Annotated in this window: 17 protein-coding genes; 5 read left to right on the forward strand and 12 right to left on the reverse strand. The window is 73.4% G+C overall.

What is annotated here, in order from left to right; all coding sequences use genetic code 11:
- Positions 1-4: 4 nt before the first annotated feature.
- From ACZ3IJ_RS35685 to ACZ3IJ_RS35700, 4 genes are all read right to left on the reverse strand, one after another.
- Complete coding sequence (locus tag ACZ3IJ_RS35685; RefSeq protein WP_467475301.1) at positions 5-1066, reverse strand: cytochrome P450; 1062 nt, start codon at positions 1064-1066, stop codon at positions 5-7.
- Between the two features lie 97 nt (positions 1067-1163).
- Entirely contained in the window at positions 1164-3233 is a 2070-nt protein-coding gene (locus tag ACZ3IJ_RS35690) for a SpoIIE family protein phosphatase (RefSeq protein ID WP_467475303.1), read from the reverse strand.
- A 145-nt stretch (positions 3234-3378) separates the two neighbouring features.
- Positions 3379-5628 carry an MMPL family transporter gene (locus ACZ3IJ_RS35695; protein ID WP_467475306.1) on the reverse strand — a complete coding sequence of 750 codons (2250 nt, stop codon included), beginning with the start codon at positions 5626-5628 and terminating at the stop codon, positions 3379-3381.
- Positions 5629-5772: 144 nt separating this feature from the next.
- Complete coding sequence (locus ACZ3IJ_RS35700; RefSeq protein ID WP_467475308.1) at positions 5773-6321, reverse strand: FHA domain-containing protein; 549 nt, start codon at positions 6319-6321, stop codon at positions 5773-5775.
- Between the two features lie 184 nt (positions 6322-6505).
- On the opposite strand from ACZ3IJ_RS35700, the gene ACZ3IJ_RS35705 reads away from it, so the two are divergent.
- On the forward strand, positions 6506-7495 hold the full coding sequence (locus ACZ3IJ_RS35705; RefSeq protein WP_467475310.1) for a GNAT family N-acetyltransferase: 990 nt from the start codon (positions 6506-6508) through the stop codon (positions 7493-7495).
- An 82-nt stretch (positions 7496-7577) separates the two neighbouring features.
- Complete coding sequence (gene treZ / locus ACZ3IJ_RS35710) at positions 7578-9329, forward strand: malto-oligosyltrehalose trehalohydrolase (protein WP_467475312.1); 1752 nt, start codon at positions 7578-7580, stop codon at positions 9327-9329.
- A gap of 38 nt (positions 9330-9367) precedes the next feature.
- Here the strand turns inward: treZ and ACZ3IJ_RS35715 are convergent, their stop codons facing one another.
- Positions 9368-10342, reverse strand: a complete 975-nt coding sequence (locus tag ACZ3IJ_RS35715; RefSeq protein WP_391801743.1) for a DUF1444 domain-containing protein — start codon at positions 10340-10342, stop codon at positions 9368-9370.
- Between the two features lie 51 nt (positions 10343-10393).
- Positions 10394-11266, reverse strand: coding sequence for a LysR family transcriptional regulator (locus tag ACZ3IJ_RS35720; RefSeq protein ID WP_467475315.1), 873 nt, complete (start codon positions 11264-11266; stop codon positions 10394-10396).
- A 149-nt stretch (positions 11267-11415) separates the two neighbouring features.
- Here ACZ3IJ_RS35720 and ACZ3IJ_RS35725 point away from each other — a divergent pair, with 149 nt between their 5' ends.
- Positions 11416-12147, forward strand: a complete 732-nt coding sequence (locus ACZ3IJ_RS35725; RefSeq protein WP_467475317.1) for a CTP synthase C-terminal region-related (seleno)protein — start codon at positions 11416-11418, stop codon at positions 12145-12147.
- Here the strand turns inward: ACZ3IJ_RS35725 and ACZ3IJ_RS35730 are convergent.
- Entirely contained in the window at positions 12144-12779 is a 636-nt protein-coding gene (locus ACZ3IJ_RS35730) for a nucleoside/nucleotide kinase family protein (protein WP_467475319.1), read from the reverse strand. The two genes, ACZ3IJ_RS35725 and ACZ3IJ_RS35730, sit on opposite strands and share 4 nt — an antisense overlap.
- 47 nt (positions 12780-12826) lie before the next feature.
- Here ACZ3IJ_RS35730 and ACZ3IJ_RS35735 point away from each other — a divergent pair, with 47 nt between their 5' ends.
- Entirely contained in the window at positions 12827-13219 is a 393-nt protein-coding gene (locus tag ACZ3IJ_RS35735; RefSeq protein ID WP_467475321.1) for a VOC family protein, read from the forward strand.
- A 47-nt stretch (positions 13220-13266) separates the two neighbouring features.
- Here the strand turns inward: ACZ3IJ_RS35735 and ACZ3IJ_RS35740 are convergent, their stop codons facing one another.
- Positions 13267-14250, reverse strand: coding sequence for an NAD(P)-dependent oxidoreductase (locus ACZ3IJ_RS35740; RefSeq protein ID WP_467475323.1), 984 nt, complete (start codon positions 14248-14250; stop codon positions 13267-13269).
- Positions 14251-14311: 61 nt separating this feature from the next.
- The gene (locus ACZ3IJ_RS35745) at positions 14312-15922 is read right to left on the reverse strand and encodes a TerD family protein (protein ID WP_467475325.1); all 1611 of its coding nucleotides are present in this window, start codon (positions 15920-15922) and stop codon (positions 14312-14314) included.
- 116 nt (positions 15923-16038) lie between these two features.
- Between ACZ3IJ_RS35745 and ACZ3IJ_RS35750 the strand changes: the two genes are divergently transcribed.
- Complete coding sequence (locus tag ACZ3IJ_RS35750) at positions 16039-17316, forward strand: benzoate/H(+) symporter BenE family transporter (protein ID WP_467475327.1); 1278 nt, start codon at positions 16039-16041, stop codon at positions 17314-17316.
- 106 nt (positions 17317-17422) lie between these two features.
- Here the strand turns inward: ACZ3IJ_RS35750 and ACZ3IJ_RS35755 are convergent, their stop codons facing one another.
- The 3 genes from ACZ3IJ_RS35755 to murC all read right to left on the reverse strand — a co-directional run bounded on the left by ACZ3IJ_RS35755 (position 17423) and on the right by murC (position 20099).
- Positions 17423-18172, reverse strand: coding sequence for an NAD(P)H-dependent oxidoreductase (locus ACZ3IJ_RS35755; protein ID WP_467475329.1), 750 nt, complete (start codon positions 18170-18172; stop codon positions 17423-17425).
- A 114-nt stretch (positions 18173-18286) separates the two neighbouring features.
- On the reverse strand, positions 18287-18697 hold the full coding sequence (gene msrB, locus ACZ3IJ_RS35760; protein WP_467475331.1) for a peptide-methionine (R)-S-oxide reductase MsrB: 411 nt from the start codon (positions 18695-18697) through the stop codon (positions 18287-18289).
- 10 nt (positions 18698-18707) lie between these two features.
- Positions 18708-20099 (reverse strand): UDP-N-acetylmuramate--L-alanine ligase, encoded by a 1392-nt coding sequence (gene murC, locus ACZ3IJ_RS35765; protein ID WP_467475333.1) that lies wholly within the window; start codon positions 20097-20099, stop codon positions 18708-18710.
- Positions 20100-20149 lie beyond the last annotated feature (50 nt).

The raw sequence follows: 20149 nt of genomic DNA on the forward strand, positions 1-20149 counted from the left end.
AGGGTCAGCCGCCGGGACGGACGAGGAGGCTCCGCGGGGCGCGGGTGATCAGGCCGGTCCGCTCCGGCCGGAAGCCGTGGGCGAGCCGCAGCCGGGGCATGGCTTCGAGGAGCGCCCGCACGGAGTACTCGGCTTCGAGCCCCGCGAGCAGCACGGCGGGGCAGGCGCCGCTGCCGTAGGTCAGCTGGCCCGGGTCGTCGCGCAGCGGGTCGAAGCGGTCGGGGTCCCGGAAGCGCTCGGGGTCCCGGCAGGCGGCTCCGATGAGCAGGGCCACGGGCTCCCCCGCCGGGATCGTGCCGCCGCTGACGCGCACCTCGGCGGCGGTGCGGCGGACGGCGATCTGCACGGACGGGTCGTGGCGCAGCGACTCGGTCCAGGCGCGGGCGATCTCCTCCGACGGCGCGTCGCGCAGCTGTCTCGCGCGCTCCGGGTCGGCGAGGACGTGGGCGAGGAAGGAGGCGAGGGCCTTCTCCCGTATGGAGATCTGGCTGGTGCACTGGCCGGCGAGCGCGGAGGCGGCGCGGCCGCGGACCAGGCGCATCATGTCCCGGTAGGGCACGCCGACGGCGGCGGCGACGGTACCGGCGGGAAGCCAGTGGCAGAAGTCCGCGACCAGGTCCGCGTTCGGCCGGTCGGCGATCCGGCGGGCGAGGACATGGGCGGTGCGCGCGGTGACGCTGCGCAGCTCGGCCTCGTCGACGTCGACGTGCGTCTGGGCGCAGGGCGGGTCGCCGGGCCGGTGGCCGTGGGTGAAACGGTTGTCGGTGAGGGCGGTGGCCACGTCCGCGTACCGGCTGAGGACCCAGGCGCGCAGCAGCGGGTCGAAGGTGAGCGGGAACTCCTCGCGCAGCACCCGGTGGACGCGGTACGGGTCCCGCGTGGCGCCCGGGTCGAGGGGGCTGGGCGCGACGGTGCGGCTCCGCGACGGCCCGGTGGGGGGCTGCGCGGTCCCCCGCGCGCGTCCGCCGGGCGCCTCCGCCCGGGCGCGCGGGGCGGGCCCCGGTTCCATGGGCGGCAGCTCCGCCCAGGCGTGACGCCGTATCCCCGAGTTCGACTCGTCGCTCATCGCGTCCCCTGTCGGTCCACCGTGAGTGCGTCTCCCCACCCCACCACCGAGTGGCCCCCGTCGCAGCCCGCATACCGCCGTACGGGTGAATTCGGCCTCATCGCCCGGTGAGGCGAGCGAGCAGCAGGGCTATGTCGTCGTCGGCCGACCCCGGCACGAGCATCGTGAGGAGGCTGTCGCACAGTCCGGTCAGGGACGGGTGCGGTTGGGCGAGGAGATGGACGAGTTCGGCGAGGCGTTCGTCGATGTCGCTGCCTCGGGATTCGATGAGGCCGTCCGTGTACAGGACGAGAACGCTGCCCGGTTCCAGAGTGGTCTCGCTCGTGGTGAAGCGCGTGCCGCCCACGCCGAGCGGGACGCCGGGCGGCAGGTCCAAGAGGGCGGCGGTGCCGTCGGGGCCGACCACGGCGGGCGGCGGGTGGCCGGCGCGGACGACGCGGCAGCGGCCGGTCGCCACGTCGATCACGGCGTAGAGGAACGTGGCGAGCATCGGCTCCGCGAGGTCGTCGAGCGCCGCCTCCAACTGGTGGAGAAGTTCCTCGGGTTCGAGGTCGAGCCTGGCGAGCGCCCGGACGCTCGCGGAGAGCCGTCCCATCACCGCGGCTGCCGGGGTGCCGTGGCCCATGACGTCGCCGATCAGCAGGGCCGCCTTCCCGTCCGGCAGGCTGAGCACGTCGTACCAGTCGCCGCCGACCTCGTTGACATCGCTCGCGGGCAGGTACCGGTGGGCGACCTCGATCCCCGGCGGCGGGGTGATGTGCTGGGGGAGCATGCTCCGTTGCAGGGTCAGAGCGGTGTCGTGTTCGCGGTGGTAGAGCCGCGCGTTGTCGATGCTGAGGGCGGCCCGGGTGGCGAGCTCGCCGACCAGACTCACGTCGTCGGACGTGAACGGGCCGGCCGGACGGGTCCGGTAGAAGGTCGCCACGCCGAGTACCAGGTCCCGCGCGAAGAGCGGGACCATCATGAACGAGTGGACGCCGAGCCGCAGCAGCTGCGCGGGCCTGTTCGTATGGCGGGCGGCGGGGGCGATGGCCGCCTCGTCGAGGACGGCCAGCAGGAAGGGCTGACGTCCGGCGAGGGCCCGGGTGTAGGGCGCCGTGGCCGGGAACTCGAGGGTGCGGCCCAGCGGGGCGAGGACGTCGGTGACCACGGAGCCGGTCAGCGGGGCCTTGCCCAGGCGGCGCAGGGCGACACCGCCGGTCAGGCCCATGCCGGGATCGTCGCCGCGGGCGAGGGAGTCCAGGACGTCGACGGTGACCGCGTCGGCGAGGCCGGGAACGGCGAGATCGGCGAGCTCCTGGGCGGTGCGCTCCAGGTCCAGGCTGGAGCCGATCCGGACGGACGCCTCGCTCAGGAGGGCGAGCCTGCGCCGCCCCGCCTCGGCCTCGGTGTGGGCGCGCTGCTGGTCGGTGATGTCGAGCAGGGAGGCGATGACTCCGATCGGCCGGCCCGCCGGGTCCTCCACGCGCACGTAGGAGCACGACCACACCCGGTCCCGGTCGCGGTCGGCCGGGGTGCGGCCGATGCGGCGGCGGTCCAGTACCGGCTCTCCGCTGTCCAGCACCTGCCGCATCGCCGCCTCCATGTCCTCGGCGTTCACCTGGGGCAGCAGCTCGGAGAGGCGCCGGCCGACATGAGCCGACTCCGACAGGCCGTTCATCTTCTCCAGGGCCCGGTTGACGCGGAGGAACCGCAACTGTGTGTCCAGGACGGCGATACCCACCGGAGAGCGTGCGAACAGCCCGTCCCAGACCGCCGACGATCCCCGGATCCGCCGTGCGGCGTGGGCTTCGGCGGCGAAGAGCAGGACCGCGGAGGCGTCGTCGTGCCGGTCGGGGACCGGGCTCGCCCAGATCTCCACCTCCACCGGGTGCCCGTCGCGGTGCCAGGCGGTGACCGTGCCCATGACCCCGCGCCCGCCGGCGGCGGCCTCCCACAGGGACCGGCCGAGACTCCTGTCCGCGCCCGGGTGCAGCAGCTCGGCGATGTGCCGGCCGATCACCTGCTGCGGCTTGAAGCCGAGCAGCTCTTCGGCGGCCCGGTTCCACCGCACGATCGTCCCGTCGGCACTGGTGGCCACCTGTGCCACGGGCAGCGCGCCCAGCCAGCCTCCGGCGTTCTGGGCGGCGCCGCTGACAAGCTCCTCGACCGGGTTCGGCTCGCTCATCACGCGCCTCTCCGTGGAGCGCGCTCGCCCCGCACCGTCGCGTCGAGAGGGCTGCGCGTCCTCCACGCTGTCCATGGTCACACCGGCGGCCCCGGACCGCTCTCGCACATCTGCCCGCGATCACCGCACGAGGCCGGCCGGTCACTCACCGACGTGCGTGCGCGCGAAGGTGCCCGGGGGCGCGGACGAGGACCTTCCCCTCGGCCACCGCGCCGGGCGGCGCCGTCGGCACCGGCGCCCCGGCCGGCCGCTTCGGCCACCACACACGGTCGCCGAGCAGGGCCATCGCCGAGGGGAGGATCACCGCCCGGAGCACGATGGCGTCGAAGAGGACCGCGACCGTCAGACCCACCGCGATCTGCTTCATCTCCACACGGTCGATGAAGAGGAAGCCGGCGAAGACCGAGACCATGATCACCGCCGCACTCGTCACCACGCTCGCCGAACCGGCGATCCCGTCGACGACCGCCTCCCGCGTCGGCACACCCCTCCGAGCGGCCTCCCGGATCCGGCTCACGACGAAGATCTGGTAGTCCGTGGAGAGGCCCACCAGGATCGCGAAGACCATCAGCGGTGTACGGGAGCCCACGAAGCCCAGCGACTCGAAGCCCAGCAGACCCTCCGCCCACGTCCCCTGGAAGACCAGGGTCAGCACGCCCCAGGCGACGAGGACCGCGGCAAGGTTGAGGACGGTGCCGAGCACCGCCGCCACCACCGAGCGGAACGCTCCGTACATGATCGCCAGCGTGGCGAGCGAGACGAAGAGGATCACCCAGGGGAGCCGCCGCTCCTGGTGCGCCGCGTAGTCGGCCCCGGCCGCGATCTCTCCCGAGACGGCCCACTGGAGCCCGGGCGTGCCGTCGACGGCGGCGGGCAGCAGGCGGTCGCGGACCTGGGCCAACGACCGGGCGGCCTCGGGCGAGTTCGCCGCGTACGGGACGGGCAGCGCGAGCAGCGCCGTGCGCCCGTCCTCCGCGATCCGTACGACCGGCGCCCTGTCCTGCGCGAAGAGCGCGTCACCGCGCGTCGCCGCGCCCAGCTTCCGCAGGGGCGCGGCCGGATCCTCACCCCGTACGAGTACGAGATGCGCGGGCCCCTCGGACGGGAAGGCCCGCACGAGCCGGTCGTACGCGGCGACGGCCGGGATGCTGTCGGGGAACGTCTCCTTGCCCTCGGTGCCGAGCCGCATGCCCAGCGCGGGCGCGGCCAGCGCGACGGTCGCGGCGACGCCCGCCAGCAGCGCCACGAGCGGGCGGCGCACGACCGGGCGCAGCAGCGCCGCCCACACGCGCCCTTCGCCGCCTCCGCGACGGCGGCGGGCGAGCCGGCCGCCGTCCGTCCGGTGGCCGAGCGCGGCGAGCAGCGCGGGCAGTACGGTCAGCGAGCCGCCCACCGCCACCAGCGTCACGAGGATGGCCCCCGTGGCGATCGACGAGAAGATCACGTCCCCGACGAGGTACAGCCCCGCGAGGGAGAGCGCCACGGCGAACCCGGAGTCGACGACGGCGCGTCCCGAGGTCGCGGCGGCCAGCTCGACGGCCCGGGCGTGCGAGAGCGTGCCGCCGGAACGCTCGCGCTCCTCACGGGCCCGCTTGAGGTAGAAGAGCGAGTAGTCGACGCCGACCGCCATGCCCATCATGAAGATCACGCTGAGCGCCGCGCCGCCCGCGTCCGGGAAGACCCAGGAGGCGAGCCCGTACAGACCGACCGCGCCGGCGAAGGAGAGGAGCGCGAGGAGGACGGGGATTCCGGCGGCGAGGATCGCGCCGAAGACGACCAGGAGGATGAGGAAGGTGACCGGGAGGCTGATCATCTCGGTCCGCCGGAGCTCCTGGCCCTGCCGGTCGTTGACCGCGACGGAGACGGAGGCGCTGCCGGTCTGTTCGATCGACAGACCGGGGTGGTGGCGCCGGACCTCGGCGGTCTGTGCGAGGAGCGAGTCGACGTCCCTCTTCGCGGTCTCCCGGTCGCCGCGCAGGGTGACCGCCACCCGTACCGCCTCGCCGCCGCGCGAGACGACCGGTGCGTCGACCTTCTCGACGGCCGGGAGCACCTCCATCCGCCGGCGGATCTCCCCGGCGGCGGCCGAGGGTTCGTCCCCGGCCGTCCGGGCCGTGCGCTCGATCAGCACCTGCTCGACCGGCGGCGGGGTCAGTCCGCTGCCCGAGGCCATCGCCTCCGCCCGGCCCGCCTCACCGATCCAGAAGTCGGCGAACGTCCCCTTGTTCGTGCCCACGGCCGCCCCGGCGCCGATGCATACGGCGAGGAGGAGCACCCAGCCGGCGATGGCCTTCCCCGGGTGCGTCGCACACCACCGGGCGGTCCGGACCGTGACCGGCACCGTGCCGCCCTGGGACCTCGGGGCCGTCGGGGGCTGCTGACCTGTTCTTCTCATGGTGGTCAGCCTCCCGTCGGAGGTGCCGTGCGGTCACTGGTGGACTCCGGTGGACCGCAGGGGGGCTAGCCCCACCCGTAGGGGAATTCCCCGACGGACAGCGGGGAGTTCAGGGACGGAGGAGGTTCGGACGGGCTGCGACCGTCAGCGCAAGGAGAGCCGGAAGGACATCTGTCCGAAGCCGACCATGTCCCCGGCACGGACGGCCACCGCGCCCGTGACACGGCGCCCGTTCACGACGGTGCCGTTGGTCGAACCGAGGTCGCGCAGCACCCAGAACCCGTCCTGGAGGGAGAGTTCGGCGTGCATCCGGGAGACCGTCTCGTGGCTGAGCCGGAGCCCGTTCACCGGATCACGGCCGATCCGCAGCGGGTACGGACCCGGCTCGGGCAGCAGCAGCTTCGGCAGCCGCTCGGCGTGCCAGGCCCGGCCGAGCCTGGCCGTGAACGCGGACATCTTCTCCACGGCGCCCACCACCCGCCGCGTCCAGCCGGACTCGGTCCTCAGATCGGCCGTGAGGAGGGCGAGTTCGTCCGGGCTCTGGGCGACGAGCGCCCGCTCCATCCGGAACACGAAGGTGTCGTGCGAGATCCTGCCCTGGGCGGCACCCTCACGGAGCAGCACCAGCGCACGGTCCCGCTCGGCGTCGGAGAGCCGAGCGGGGTGCGTGGAGAACTCGAAAGGCGTCGTCACAACGTGATTGTCCGTCCGACGGGCCCGAAGTGTCCAGAACGGCGCCGCAGCGGACCGCGGAGGCCCCGCGGACACCCGCTCCACCACCTGTGACCTGGGCCGGACCCGCCCGAGAAACCTCGTACCGACTCGGCCGGGATCGCTGCTACGGTCTGCGGACTCGACTCCCAGGGGGAACCATCACGTGACCACGTCACCGACCCGCACGCCCGACGGCGTGACCCTGCGCCCGCTCTCCGGACCGGAGGAGCTGGACCTCTTCCGCCGGCTGAGCTATGTCCTCGACCACGAACTCGAGGACGACCTCGTCGCCGGCCGCCGCCGGCCCTCCTGGATGTGGGTCGCCCTGCGCGGCGACCGCGTCCTGGCCAGGATCGCCTGGTGGACGAAGAAGGAGGGCGGCGAACCGCTCTTCCTCGACTTCTTCGACCTCGACCCCGAGCTGCCCGAGCAGGAGCGCGCCGAGACCGGACTGCGCCTGCTGGAGGCGGCGACCGCGGCGGTCGTCCCGGCGGGGGCGGCCCGCCCGGAGTTCGGCCGTTTCCTGCCGGCGGACTGGCGCGAGGTTCCCGAGACCCGCGCCCGGCTGGAGACGCTCTTCGGCGTCCTGGAGGCCTCGGGCGCCCGCCCGCTGGTCGAGCGGCTGCGCCTGGAGTGGCTCCCCGGCACGCCCGTGCCCGAGCCGACAGGCCGGCTGGAGTTCCGGCCGGTGCGGGACCGCGAGGACCTGGTCGCGCTGATGACCCCGGTCATGGAGGACACGCTCGACGCGCACGGGCAGGCCGACCTCGCGTCCGGTCTCACGCCCCGCGAGGCCGCGGAGCAGCACTACGACGAGGAGTTCGCGCACTACGCCTCGCCCCGGGAGTGGTGGCAGGTCGCCCAGCTGCCGGAGACCGGCGAGCCGGTCGGCTTCGTGGTGCCCGCCCGGAACAACTACAACCACACGATCGCCTACGTCGGTGTGCTCCCGGCACACCGCGGCCGGGGCTACATCGACGACATCCTCGCCGAGGGCACGCGCATCCTGGCCGCCCAGGACGTGCCGCGCATCCGCGCGGCGACCGATCTGGGCAACGTACCGATGGCGAAGGCCTTCGCCCGGACGGGGTACGCGACCTTCCAGCGGGCGATCGACTTCATCTGGGACACGCCGGGCGCGGCCCCCTCCTGACTGCCAGGATGGACGCCGGAGCCGCTGCGCCAGGGTCGCGGCTCACGTTGCGTGTGGTACCCATCGACGAGGGGATCGGCCGGTGCTGTTCGAGGTGTGGGCCCCGCGGGCCCGTGACCGGGTGACGCTGGAGCTGAACGGAACCGGACATCCGCTGGAGCGGGACGCCGAGCGCGACGGCTGGTGGACCGGAGTCGTCGCGGCCGGGGACGGCGACCGGTACGGCTACTCCCTGGACGGCGGGCCGGTGCTCCCCGACCCCCGGTCCCGCCGTCAACCGGACGGCCCGGACGGTCTCAGCGCGGTCGTCGACCACTCCGCGTACGTCTGGTTCAACGAGGCACCGAGGCTGCGGCTGCGCGCCGCCGTCCTGTACGAGCTGCACGTCGGGACCTTCACCCCGGACGGCACCCTCGACGCGGCGGCGGAGCGGCTCGGGGAGCTGGCGGGGCTGGGGATCACCCATGTGGAGCTGATGCCGCTCTGCCCGTTCCCGGGGCGGCACGGCTGGGGGTACGACGGCGTGGCGCCGTGGGCGGTCCACGAACCGTACGGCGGGCCGACGGCGCTGAAGAGGTTCGTCGACACGGCGCACGGGCTCGGGATGAGCGTGCTCCTGGACGTGGTCCACAACCATCTCGGCCCCTCCGGGAACCATCTGCCTTCCTACGGCCCGTACTTCACCGACACCCACCACACACCGTGGGGCGCGGCGGTGAACCTGGACGCGCCGGGCTCGGACGAGGTCCGCCGCTATCTGCTGGACAGCGCGCTCGCCTGGCTCCAGGACTACCGGATCGACGGGCTCCGCCTGGACGCCGTGCACGCGCTGGTCGACGACCGGGCGCTGACGTTCCTGGAGGAGCTGAGCGAGGCGGTGGACGAGCTGGCCCGCGAGCAGGGCCGCCAGCACTTCCTGATCGCCGAGTCGGACCTCGCCGACCCGCGGACGACGACCCCGCGGGTCGCGGGAGGGCTGGGCGTCCACGCCCAGTGGAACGACGACTTCCACCACGCCCTGCACACGGCGCTGACCGGCGAGGACCAGGGCTACTACGGCGACTTCGCGCGCGAACCGCTGGCCGCGCTCGCCAAGACGCTGACCCATGTCTTCTTCCACGACGGCACGTACTCGAGCTTCCGGGGCCGTCACCACGGGCGGCCGGTGGACCGGGTCCGCACTCCCGCGCACCGCTTCCTGGGCTACGCCCAGACGCACGACCAGATCGGCAACCGGGCGCAGGGCGACCGGCTCTCGGCGACCCTCTCCCCCGGGCTGCTCGCCTGCGCGGCGACGCTGGTCCTGACCGGGCCCTCGGTGCCGATGCTCTTCATGGGCGAGGAGTGGGGCGCGACCACGCCCTGGCAGTACTTCACCGACCACACCGACCCCGAACTGGCGGAGGCCGTACGGCAGGGCAGGCGGCGGGAGTTCGCCGAGCACGGCTGGGCGGAGGAGGACATCCCCGACCCGCAGGACCCGGCCACCCGGGACCGCTCGGTCCTCGACCGTACGGAACGCGAACGGGCGCCGCACAACCGGCTCGTGGCCTGGCACCGTGAGCTGATCGCGCTGCGCCGTACGCTGCCGGACCTGACCGACCCGGACCTGGCCGCGGTGCGGGTCGCCTTCGACGAGGAGGGCCGCTGGCTGGCGTTCCGCCGCGGGGTGCTGCGGGTCGCGGTCAACCTGGGCAAGGAGCCGGCGGAGATCCCGCTCGGCACGAACGGCCGCGACCGGGTCCTGGCCGCCTGGAGCCCGGTCGACGCCCCGGGCCCCGACGGCGTGCTGCGCCTCCCGCCGGAGTGCGCGGTGGTACTGACGGACGGCTGAGGGTCGTCCTGCGCGTCGGGGACGGGGGACGCGACCGGTCAGCGGGGCTCCTGGCCGCCGTGTCCCGGCCCCTGGGCGATGAGGCGTTCGAGCAGTTCCTGGAAGTCCTCGCCGACGACGATCCGCAGCTCTCCGCCGTCCTCGTCGTGGTCGCTGAGCTGGGTGAGCCTGCCGCCGCGCCACCAGAAGACGTACGGGCTGATGGCGCCGGGGGTGTCCTCGTAGCCCGAGGCGGCGAACGAGGCCATGGCGCCGAGCGCGGGGACGATCGTGGTGTCGCGGATCGGGTGGAAGGCCAGCTGGTGCCGGAACGGAAGGGCGACCAGAGCTCCGTGCTCGCCGAGCGGCCGCCCGGTCACGCGCCGGACCACGGCGTCCAGGTCGAGGACGCGGCTCGCGGTGTAGAAGGAGTCGCCGAGGATCACCTCGAAGCACATGCCGTCGGCGTCCCGTACCGTCTCGTGGCCCTCGACGGGCAGCCCGCGCAGGTTGGCGAGCGCCCGGTCGCGCAGCTCCCCGACGTCGCCGAGCGGTTCGAGCGCCTCGTCCGTCAGCATCATGACGCTCTCGGGGAGGTCGAGGGCGAGGATCTCGTAGAGTCCGGGCGCGACGCTGCGGGCGTACCCGAAGGTCCCCGGGTCGATGCCTTCGCCGCTGACCACCCGCGGGTAGAGCTGGGCCCGGATCTGTTCCGGCCGGAGGGTGTCGAGCGCGGAGGGGCCGTCCATGGTGCGCAGCACCAGGCCGACATGGCGGCGGATCAGCGTGGGCCAGACGCGTGGTCCGCGCCGGTCGTTGTGGCAGACGGCGGCGAGGTTGCCGAGACCGAAGGCACGGCCGTCGGAGTCGCGCACCGAGTCGGCGTAGACGGTGACTTCGAGCCCGAGTTCGGCGAAGGCCTCGCGGACGCGGCTGCGGAAGAGAGCGGCCTCGCGCTGCGAGAAGTACGAGAACTCGGGGTCCCTGGGCGCCTCGTCACCGTCACGCCTGGGTCCTCGCCGGAACAGCCCCACGTCTGCCCGCCTTCCTGCTCGCCGTGGGTCCAGCCTAGGGGGTGTGTGCGGTCACGGGGCGAGCTGTCCGGCCAACTCCGCCGCCGGACCGAAGGGTTCGGTGCCGGTGTGGAGGAGTTCCACGCGATGGACGAGGCGCGGCGCGCTCAGTGGTACGGCGACGGCTCCGGCGATCGTCGCGGCGAGGGAGACGGGGAGCAGGGTCAGGCCGTGTCCGGCGGCGGCCAGGGCGCCGATGAGCCGTGAGTCGACGCCCTCGTGGCGCAGGGCGGTGCGGAAGCCGTGGCCGGAGGGGCCGCCGTGCGCGGAGCGCAGCCGGTCGAGCGGGAGGCCCGAGTCGGGGGCGTCGAGCCAGCGGGCGTCGACGAGGTCGGCGAGCCGCAGGCCGGGGCGGCCGGCGAGCGGATGCCCGGCGGGCAGGACCACGGCGACCGGTTCCTCGGCGACGCGGACGGCGGTGAGCGGCGCGACGTCGGGGAGCCGCAACGGGTCGCTGGGGGCGGCGAGTCCGTCGACGAGGCCGAGGTCGGCCGCTCCGGTAGCTACGGCGACGGGCACCTCGTCGCGGGCCAGGGTGCGCAGGGTGACTCCGGCGGCGGGCAGAGCGGCGAGGGTACGGGGGTGCAGGGCGAGCGGGGAGGCGGCGAGGGTGAGCGTCTCGCGGGGCGCGGCGGCGAACCGGGCGAGGTCGGCGCGGGCGGCGTCGAGCCTGAGGAGGAGCGAGCCGGCGTGTTCGAGCAGCCGCTCTCCCGCCGCCGTGGGGACGACGGGCCGGCGCCCGAGGAGCGGCCGGCCGAGGTCGTGCTCGAGAGCGGCGATGTGCTGGGAGACGGCGGACTGGGTGTAGCCGAGCGCGCGGGCGGCCTCGGAGAAGGAGGCGAGCCGGACGACGGTGACGAAGGTTCGGAGGTGGTGCGGGTCCATGGGGTTCCGAGCGTAGACGTGCCCGGCGCCGGGAGCCGAACCACCGGCGCCGCATGCGCCCGCCCCGCCACCCCTCATAAGCGATCGCGATCGGGAGTGCAGGAATCATCGTTGGACGTGAACCCGCGGCTCCGACCAGCATGGTCGGCATGACGCACACCCCTTGCGTCGCCCTCGTCGGCGACCGTTCTCCCCATGTGAAGTCCCATGTCCGCGTCCCCGTCCTGCTCGACGCGCTGGCCGAGCGGGACGGCCTTGTGCTCGACGCGTACTGGATCCCGACGGGCGACGCGGAGGCGCCGGGCGCGGTGAAGGACTTCGACGCGGTGTGGCTGCTGCCGGGGAGTCCGTACGCGAGTGAGGCGGGCGCGCTGGCGGCGATCCGCACCGCCCGTGAGGAGTCCATCCCGTTCCTCGGCACCTGCGCCGGATTCCAGCACGCACTCCTGGAGTTCGCCCGGGACGTCTGCGGTCTGACGGCCGCCGCGCACGCCGAGAACGATCCGGCGGCGGCGGGCGACGACCTGCTGATCGCGCCCCTCGCCTGTTCGCTGGTCGGCCACGAGGGGCCGGTGCGCGTGACGCCGGGATCGCTCGCGGAGTCGGTGCTCGGCGCCGAACGGACGACGGAGCGCTACCACTGCGACTACGGACCGGACAGCCGGCATCTGGAGACCCTGCGCGCCCACGGCCTGCGGTTCACGGGCGAGGACGAGGACGGCAAGGTCCGCATCGCGGAACTGCCCGGCCACCCCTTCTTCCTGGCCACGCTCTTCCAGCCGGAGCTGGCGAGCGACGGGACGCAGCCGCACCCGATCGTCCGGGCACTGGCGAGGGCGGCCGCGGACCACGCCCGCCGGCCTGGCGGCTCCTCCCGCTAGCTCATGGGGACGAGGAGGTGGGCGCGGCCCCTGCCCCGGGCGACGAGGCGGGCGTTGGACTCGTCGGAGTCGCGGACCCAGCGCTCGGCATGGGCGCGGTCCTTGCCGAAGCGGACGTGCCGTTCGACGAGCCGGGGCACCCGGCGGTCGTCGTCGAGCTCCAGGAACCAGGCCTCGTCGAGCAGGGGGAGGACACCGGCCCACGCCCCCTCGTCGTGGAGCAGGTAGTTCCCCTCGGTGACGACGAGCGGGACCTCCGGCGGGACCGGGATCGCTCCGGCGACCGGCTCCTCCAGGGCTCGGTCGAAGGCCGGGGCGTAGACGGTGGTGCCGCGCTCGGGGGTGCGCAGCCGGCGGAGCAGCGCGGCGTAGCCGGCGGCGTCGAAGGTGTCCGGCGCCCCCTTGCGCTCCGCGCGGCCGAGCCGCTCCAACTCCTGCTGGGCCAGGTGGAAGCCGTCCATCGGCACGAGGGCGGCGAGCCCGTCGAGCCGGGCGACGAGCCGGGCCGCGAGCGTGGACTTCCCCGCTCCGGGCGCCCCGGCGAGCCCCAGGATCCGCCGCTCGCCGGGGACGGCGAGGAGCAGGGCGCGGTCGGTGAGCTCGGCGAGCAGCTGGGCGTCCATGCGGGGCATTGTCGCACCGCGTGGCACCCCGCCGGTCATACGTATAACCTTGAGGTATGTCCCTCATCGCACTCGTCACCCTCGTCGTCCGTGACTACGACGAGGCCCTTGCCTTCTACACCGGCCCCCTCGGCTTCGGCCTCGTCGAGGACACCCCCCGCGACGACGGCTCCCGCTGGATCGTCGTCCGCCCCGCCGGAGCCGCGGCCGGCACGGGCCTGCTCCTGGCCCGCGCGAAGAGCGCGGAGGAGGAGTCCGCCGTGGGCCGCCAGACCGGCGGCCGGGTCGGCTTCTTCCTCCACACCGACGACTTCGCCCGCGACCACACCCGCATGACCGCCTCCGGCGTCCGCTTCCTGGAGGAGCCCCGCCACGAGCCGTACGGCACGGTGGCGGTCTTCGAAGACCTCTACGGCAACCGCTGGGACCTGCTGCAGCCGAAGGACTGACCAAGCGGGCACCCGCCGACCAGGTTCCGCCACCCGGGGCCCGCCGGCTAGGCGTTCGCGCGGGCCTTGGTGAGCACCTCCGTCAGGGCCGCGATGCTGTGGTCCCCGTGGCCGGCCTCGACCGCCCGTGTCAGCAGGTCGTGGAAGGGCTTGTGCCACTCCACGTCGAGGCCCGCCTCCTCCCCGAACCGGGCGTCGTCGGCTGCTCCGGCGAGGAAGATGTTCACCGAGGACCCCGATGCCCCGTAGTCACCACGGTCGATCTCGTCGGCGAAGAGGGGCAGCACCGAATTGATCATCTCGAACCACTTGACGCTGAATCTCACCATCGAGGAGACCTCGAGCCCCCGCGCCCGGAGCGCCGCCGCGCCCTGGAAGAATCCGACGAGCGCGGGCAGGAGCGTGCCGCCCACCGCCATCTCGTACAGCGCGGCGAGGTCCGGCTCGGCGCCGAGGTAGACGGTGTCGCCGCCCAGCACCCGCAGGGTCGGCTCGAACTCCTCGAAGACAGCGCTGTCGCCGCCGTAGTAGAGGAGGGTTCCCTCCGCCCCGACGGCCGACGGCACGTTCTTGATCGCCCCGTCAAGGTACCGCACCCTGTGGGCCTCGGCCCACGCCGCCGTCCGGCGGGCACCGGCCGGGGAGCCGCTGTTGAGGGTGACCAACGCCCGCCCACCGAGGGCGACGGCGGCCGGCTCGAGGGCGACGAGGGTGTCCTCGTAGGTCGTCAGGCAGGCGACGACGAGCCGGCTCGCCGCGACCGCCTCCTCGACCGTCCGCGCGTGAACGGCCCCCTTCGCCACGAGCGGTGCGGCCTTCGACGCGGTCCTGTTCCACACGGTCGTCGGGTGCCCGGCGTCGACGAACGCGTCGGCGAGCGCGCTGCCCATCGAGCCGAGCCCGACGACGGTCACGGAAGTGGGGTGGTGCTGCCCGGCCATGTGTCGCTCCTGTCCGCGGTGTCGGTGCGACCTCGGTGCGAGGTCCGCTCCATGCTGCGGGGGCGCGAACCGGCGGACAAGTACTGACATTTTTGTCAGGTACCCACAACTTTGTAAGGAACGGCCGCACGGCCGGGGGCGGTAGGAGAGGTCAGCGTCTGCCCCTCCGCAGCCAGTTCTGCACCTTGCCGGGCTCGGGAAGCACCTCGGGGAACCTCGCCGGGCCGCCTGCGCCGTACGACGGCCCGGCGCTGTGCGGCTCGAGGTCCTTCAGGCGCGCCTGCCACGGACCGTCCGCCATCATCAGGTGGACGACGACCGGCCCCTCCGGCAGCGGCACCGTCTCCCGCCGCTTGCCGATCTCGTTCACGGAGGACCCCACGTCCGGAAGCGTGGTCGGGTCGTCGTGCCCGGCCAGTTCGTAGACGTAGATGATGAGGTTCTCGCTGCCGCGGTAGCGGATGGCGAAATCGGCCGTCCCACCGGTGTGCAGCAGGACGTCGGGGCCGAAGCCCTCCATGTCCGCCTCCGTCAGACGCCGGGCCGCCGCCAGCGGCTGCACCTGGAGCCGCCAGGGACCGTCGGCCCTGAGCCTCAGTCTGAGCCGCCCGCTGTCGGGGACCATGGCGATCACCCGGCCCCGGAAGTTGTCCTCGGTGCTGTTGATGAGGCTCGATTCCTCCTTGTTGAACCGAGTGAGGGGCCACAGGCCGGTGTACGCGTCCTTCGCGTCGACGGCCAGGTCGACCACGACCGGGCCCGGCGGGAGCCCGTTCACCGTGATCACCTCGCCGTCCCGGCCGGTCTGCGTGTACGGCTCGAAGACGGGACCGAAGGTCCGGTCCGGCGCGGGAGGCTGAGCCGCGGGCTGCGGGACAGGCTGCGGCGCGGGCTGCGGGATCGCCGCCGCAGGTGCCGACGCGGGCGCGGGCGGGGGAGGCGGCGTGAAGGCCGGCGGGGGCACGACGGGCGGCGTGCCGACCGGTGGTTGGAACGGCACCGGAGCGGAGGGCTGCGGAGCCCCGGGAACAGGGGCCTGGAACGGCACGGGGCCAGGGGCCTGGAACGGCACGGGGCCAGGGGCCTGGAACGGCACGGGGCCAGGGGCCTGGAACGGCACGGGGCCAGGGGCCTGGAAGGGCACGGGGCCAGGGGCCTGGAAGGGCACGGGGCCAGGGGCCTGGAAGGGCACCGGGGCCGGAGACCCCACCGGCGGCTGGAAGGGCACCGGAGCCGGAGGGAACGCCTGCGGAGGCTGGGCCGGGGCCGCCGGGGCGTGGTCCGCGACGTCGACGCCGTGGTCCGTCGCCAGGCCTGCCAGACCGTTCACGTAACCCTGGCCCACCGCACGGAACTTCCAGCCCCCCGCCCGCCGGTACAGCTCCCCCAGGACCATCGCCGTCTCACCTCCGGCGTCCGTCACCTCGTACCGCGCGACCGATGTGCCGTCCGGAGCGAACGCCTCCACCGACAGCCCCGGCAGGTCCCGCATCGAACCGGTCTCCGTCGACCCGACCACCAGAACCCGGGTGATCTCCCCCTCGACCGCCGTGAGCCCGGCCTCCAGCCAGACCGTGCCGCTCTCCTCCCCCAACAGCCGCACCGCGCCCGAAGGATGGACCGGCGCCCCGTGGAACACGATGTCGCCGTCCCCCCGGACCCGGCCCTGCTCCGTCAGCAGCAGGACCGCGACGTCGACCCCGTTCCGCACCGCGATCCGCAGCGGCACCGTCGGAACGAAGGCGTTGCCTCCCTTGATCATTTCCCCTCCCCAAAATGGATCACTCCTGGATCTTGCGGCCACCGTGGCCCACGGGACAAGGCCTGTGGAAAACTCACTGTGGCCGGGCACGCGCGATGTGCCACGATTCCCCGGCCATGGCTTTCCTACGACACGTCCAGTCCGCCGCGCCGGTCTCCGCCGTCGCCGCCGGCTTCCTCGCCGTACTCATCGGCGTCACCAGCTCCGTGGCCGTCGTCTTCACGGCGGCCAAGGCGGCCGGGGCGACGTCCGCCCAGCTCACCTCCTGGGTCTTCGCCCTCGGCATCGGCATGGGCGTCACCTGCATCGGTCTGTCCCTGCGCCATCGGGCTCCGGTCGTGACGGCCTGGTCCACCCCCGGCGCCGCACTGCTCGCCACCGGGCTGCAGGGTGTGACGATGGCACAGGCGGTGGGGGCGTTCCTGCTGTCCGCCGTCCTCATCGTGATCAGCGGGGTCACCGGCTGGTTCGAGCGGATCATGAACCGGATTCCCGTGCCGCTCGCCTCGGCGCTGCTCGCCGGGGTGCTTCTCCAGTTCGGCACCGAGCTGTTCACGCAGATGGAGAAGGACGGTGCCATCGCCGTCCCCATGTTCCTGGCGTATCTCGTCGGCCGGCGCTGGTTCCCCCGGTACGCGGTCGTCGCGGCGCTCGCCGCTGGTGTCGCCGCGACGGCGTGGCAGGGGTCCTGGAAGCTGGACGGCTTCGCCCTCACCCTCGCCGAACCGTCATTCGTACGCCCCGAGTTCGACTGGCAGGTTCTCGTCGGCGTGGGTCTGCCGCTCTACGCCGTGACGATGGCGTCGCAGAACCTGCCGGGGGTCGCGGTGCTGCGCAACGCCGGCTACTCCACGCCGGTCTCACCGCTGCTGACGTGGACGGGCGCGGTCAACACCGTGCTCGCGCCCTTCGGTTGCTTCGGCCTGAACCTGGCCGCGATCACCGCGGCGATCTGCAGCGGCGAGGCCGCTCACCCCGATCCGCGGAAGCGGTACGTCGCCGGTGTCTGGACGGGCGTCTTCTACCTGCTGGTCGGCCTCTTCGGCGGAATGGTCGGCTGGCTGCTGACCGCGATGCCGCCCGCCCTGGTCCTCGGGATCGCGGGCATCGGCCTGCTGGGCACGATCGGAGGCTCCCTCACCTCCGCCCTGAAGGACGACCGCCTCCGCGAGCCCGCCGTGGTAACCCTGCTCGCGACGGCCTCCGGGTTCACGCTCTTCGGTATCGGCTCGACGTTCTGGGGGCTCCTGGCGGGCGTCCTCACCCTCGCGGTGGCCGACCTCGCCCGGCGCGGGAAGCCACCCGAGGAGCCGTCGCCGGTCGCCGCCGAGGAGGTCGCCGCCGCCGATGAAGCCGCCGCCGAGGAGGCGCCGACTTCCGCGAAGACCCGCTGAGGCCCTTAGCAGCCGCGGACGCGCGCTCAGATCCCCTGGGCCTCAGAGCGAGCGCGCTCAGATCCCCTGCGCCTCAGAGCGAGCGCGCTCGGATCTGCTGGCGGCCTCAGAGCGAGCGCGCCAGCTCCGCCGCCCGTGCCAGGTGCGCGGCTCTGAGAGCCGGCCATTCCCCCGCGCCCGCGGTCGCCGAACCTCCAAGGACGACGAACTCGCTCGCCCTGGCCCGCCCGCCGATCCGGTCGGTGAGCATGACGGTCCGCATCGCCTCGTAGCAGCCGGAGGCGTCGAGTTCGGCGATGTCGTACCCGGCCGTGCAGAGCACCAGCGCCTTGTCGGCCACCATGGGGGGTCCGGTGGTCTTCCGGGCGAAACCCACGGTCCACACCCGGTCGAACCAGCCCTTGAGCCGGGCCGGACAGTCCGCCCACCACACGGGATAGACGAACACCCATGCCCCGGCGGCGGCGAGCGCGGCCTGCTCGGCGGCGACGTCGTCGGGCACGGGTGCGTCGGGGCGCCGTCCTGACTCGCGCTCGTACTCGGCGTGGGTCAGTTCCGAGCGGAACTCCATCGCGTACAGGTCCGAGACCGTGTACGTGTGGCCGGCGTCGGCCAGCCCGCCCAGGAACGCGTCGAGGACCTCGCGCGTGAGGCTCTGCTCTCCGGGGTGCGCGTACACGACGTGCACGTGGGTCCTCCGCGGACCTTCCTCACCGCCTGCGTACGTCCGCATACCGATGGCGTTCTCGCCGCACGCCAGGCCGGTCTCCGCGCCCACCCGGCGGATCACCGCCTCGGTCCGTCCGGGATCGGCGCCCGCACCCTCGGCCGGCTCCGGAACTCCGCCGAACGACACAGTCCCAGCGAGGTGTGCGGCTCCCTCGGGAGCCGCTCGGCGTGGTGCGACGTCATGCGTCACACCCTGTCACCGCCTCGCCGGGACCTCCACCGGTTATCCGGCGGCGCCCGCTCAGCCCTCGTCGGGCGTCAGCTTCAGCGAAATGCTGTTGATGCAGTACCGCTGGTCCGTCGGGGTCGGGTAGCCCTCGCCCTCGAAGACATGGCCCAGGTGCGAACCGCAGCGCGCGCAGCGGACCTCGGTGCGGACCATGCCGTACGAGCGGTCCTCGATCAGCTCGACCGCCGCGCTGTCCTTCGGGTCGTAGAAGGACGGCCAGCCGCAGTGGGACTCGAACTTCTCGGTCGACGTGAAGAGCTCGGCGCCGCACGCCCGGCAGGAGTAGACGCCCTTGGTCTTCGTGTCCGTGTACTCACCGCGGAACGCGGGTTCCGTGCCCGCCTGCCGCAGCACCTGGTACTCCGCCGGGGTCAGCTCCGCGCGCCACTGCTCGTCGGGCTTCTCGACCTCGTACGCCGTCATCACATGCTCCTCAGCTCGAAAGACGGGCCAGGATCAGAGGACCGAGGTCCGTGACGTCACCCGCGCCCATCGTCAGAACGAGATCACCGGCCCTGGCCATTCCCGCGACGACGTCGGGCACCGAGGCCTTGTCGTGGACCGGGGTGACGTCCGCGCCGGCCGCGCGCGCCGCGTCGATGATCAGCTCGCTGGTGATGCCGGGGATCGGGTCCTCACGCGCCGGGTAGATGTCCAGGACCACGGAGGCGTCGGCGAGGGCCAGGGCGTCGCCCATCTCCGTGCCGAGCTCCTGGGTGCGGGAGAAGAGGTGCGGCTGGAAGACCACGAGGAGGCGGGCCGCACCGGCGGCGCCGCGCATGGCCTCCAGGTCGGCCGTCATCTCGGTGGGGTGGTGGGCGTACGAGTCGATGACCTGGACACCGGCCGCCTCGCCCTTGAGCTGGAGGCGGCGGCCGACACCGGTGTACGCGGTGAGGGCCTGGGCCAGCTCCGCCGGGTCGATGCCCACGCGGGAGCCGGCGGCGAGGGCCGCGGCGGCGTTGTGGGCGTAGTGGCGTCCGGGCACGGAGACCGTGAAGGTGTGCTCGACGCCGTCGAGGACGACGACGACCTCGCTGGTCATGCCGTTCGGGACGATCGAGCGGATCCAGACGTCGGAGGTCTCGGACTCGCCGACGGTGATCACGTGCAGGTCGCGGTTGCCGGAGACGCGGGCGGCCAGCTCACGCGCGCCCGCGTGCTCCCCGACGACGAGGGTGCCGCCGGGGCGGATCTTGGCGGTGAAGGCCTCGAAGGACTCGTAGATCTCGTCCATGGAGGCGTAGTTCGCGTGGTGGTCCAGCTCGACGTTGAGGACGATCGCGACCTCGGGGTCGTACTTCTGGAAGCTGCGGTCGCTCTCGTCGGCCTCGGCCACGAAGACCCGCCCGTCGCCGTGCCGGGCGTTCGTGCCAGGTCCCGCGAGGTCGCCGCCGATGGCGTACGAGGGGTCGAGGCCGAGCTCGGTGAGCGCGACGGCCAGCATGGACGTGGTCGTCGTCTTGCCGTGCGTGCCGGCCACGGCGATCGCCCGCAGGCCGTCCATGAGGGAGGCGAGGGCGTCGGAGCGGTGCACGACGGGGATGCCGAGCTCGGCGGCGCGGGCCAGCTCGGGGTTGTCGGCGCGGATGGCGCTGGAGACGACGACGGCGGAGGCGTCGTCGGCGAGGTGGGCGGCGGCGTGCCCGATGTGCACCGTGACCCCGAGCGCGCGGAGCGCCTCGGCGGTCGCGGACTCCTTCGCGTCGCTGCCGGCGACCTTCGCTCCGCGCTGGGCGAGGATCTTCGCGATGCCCGACATTCCGGCACCGCCGATGCCGATGAAGTGCGGCCGTTCCATGGCGGCAGGGATGGCGGGTGCCATGAGTGTTCTCCCCGGGGGACGACGTACAGGAGGTCCCCAGCCTAGTGGCT

The sequence above is a fragment of the Streptomyces sp. NPDC013317 genome (genome assembly GCF_055563155.1).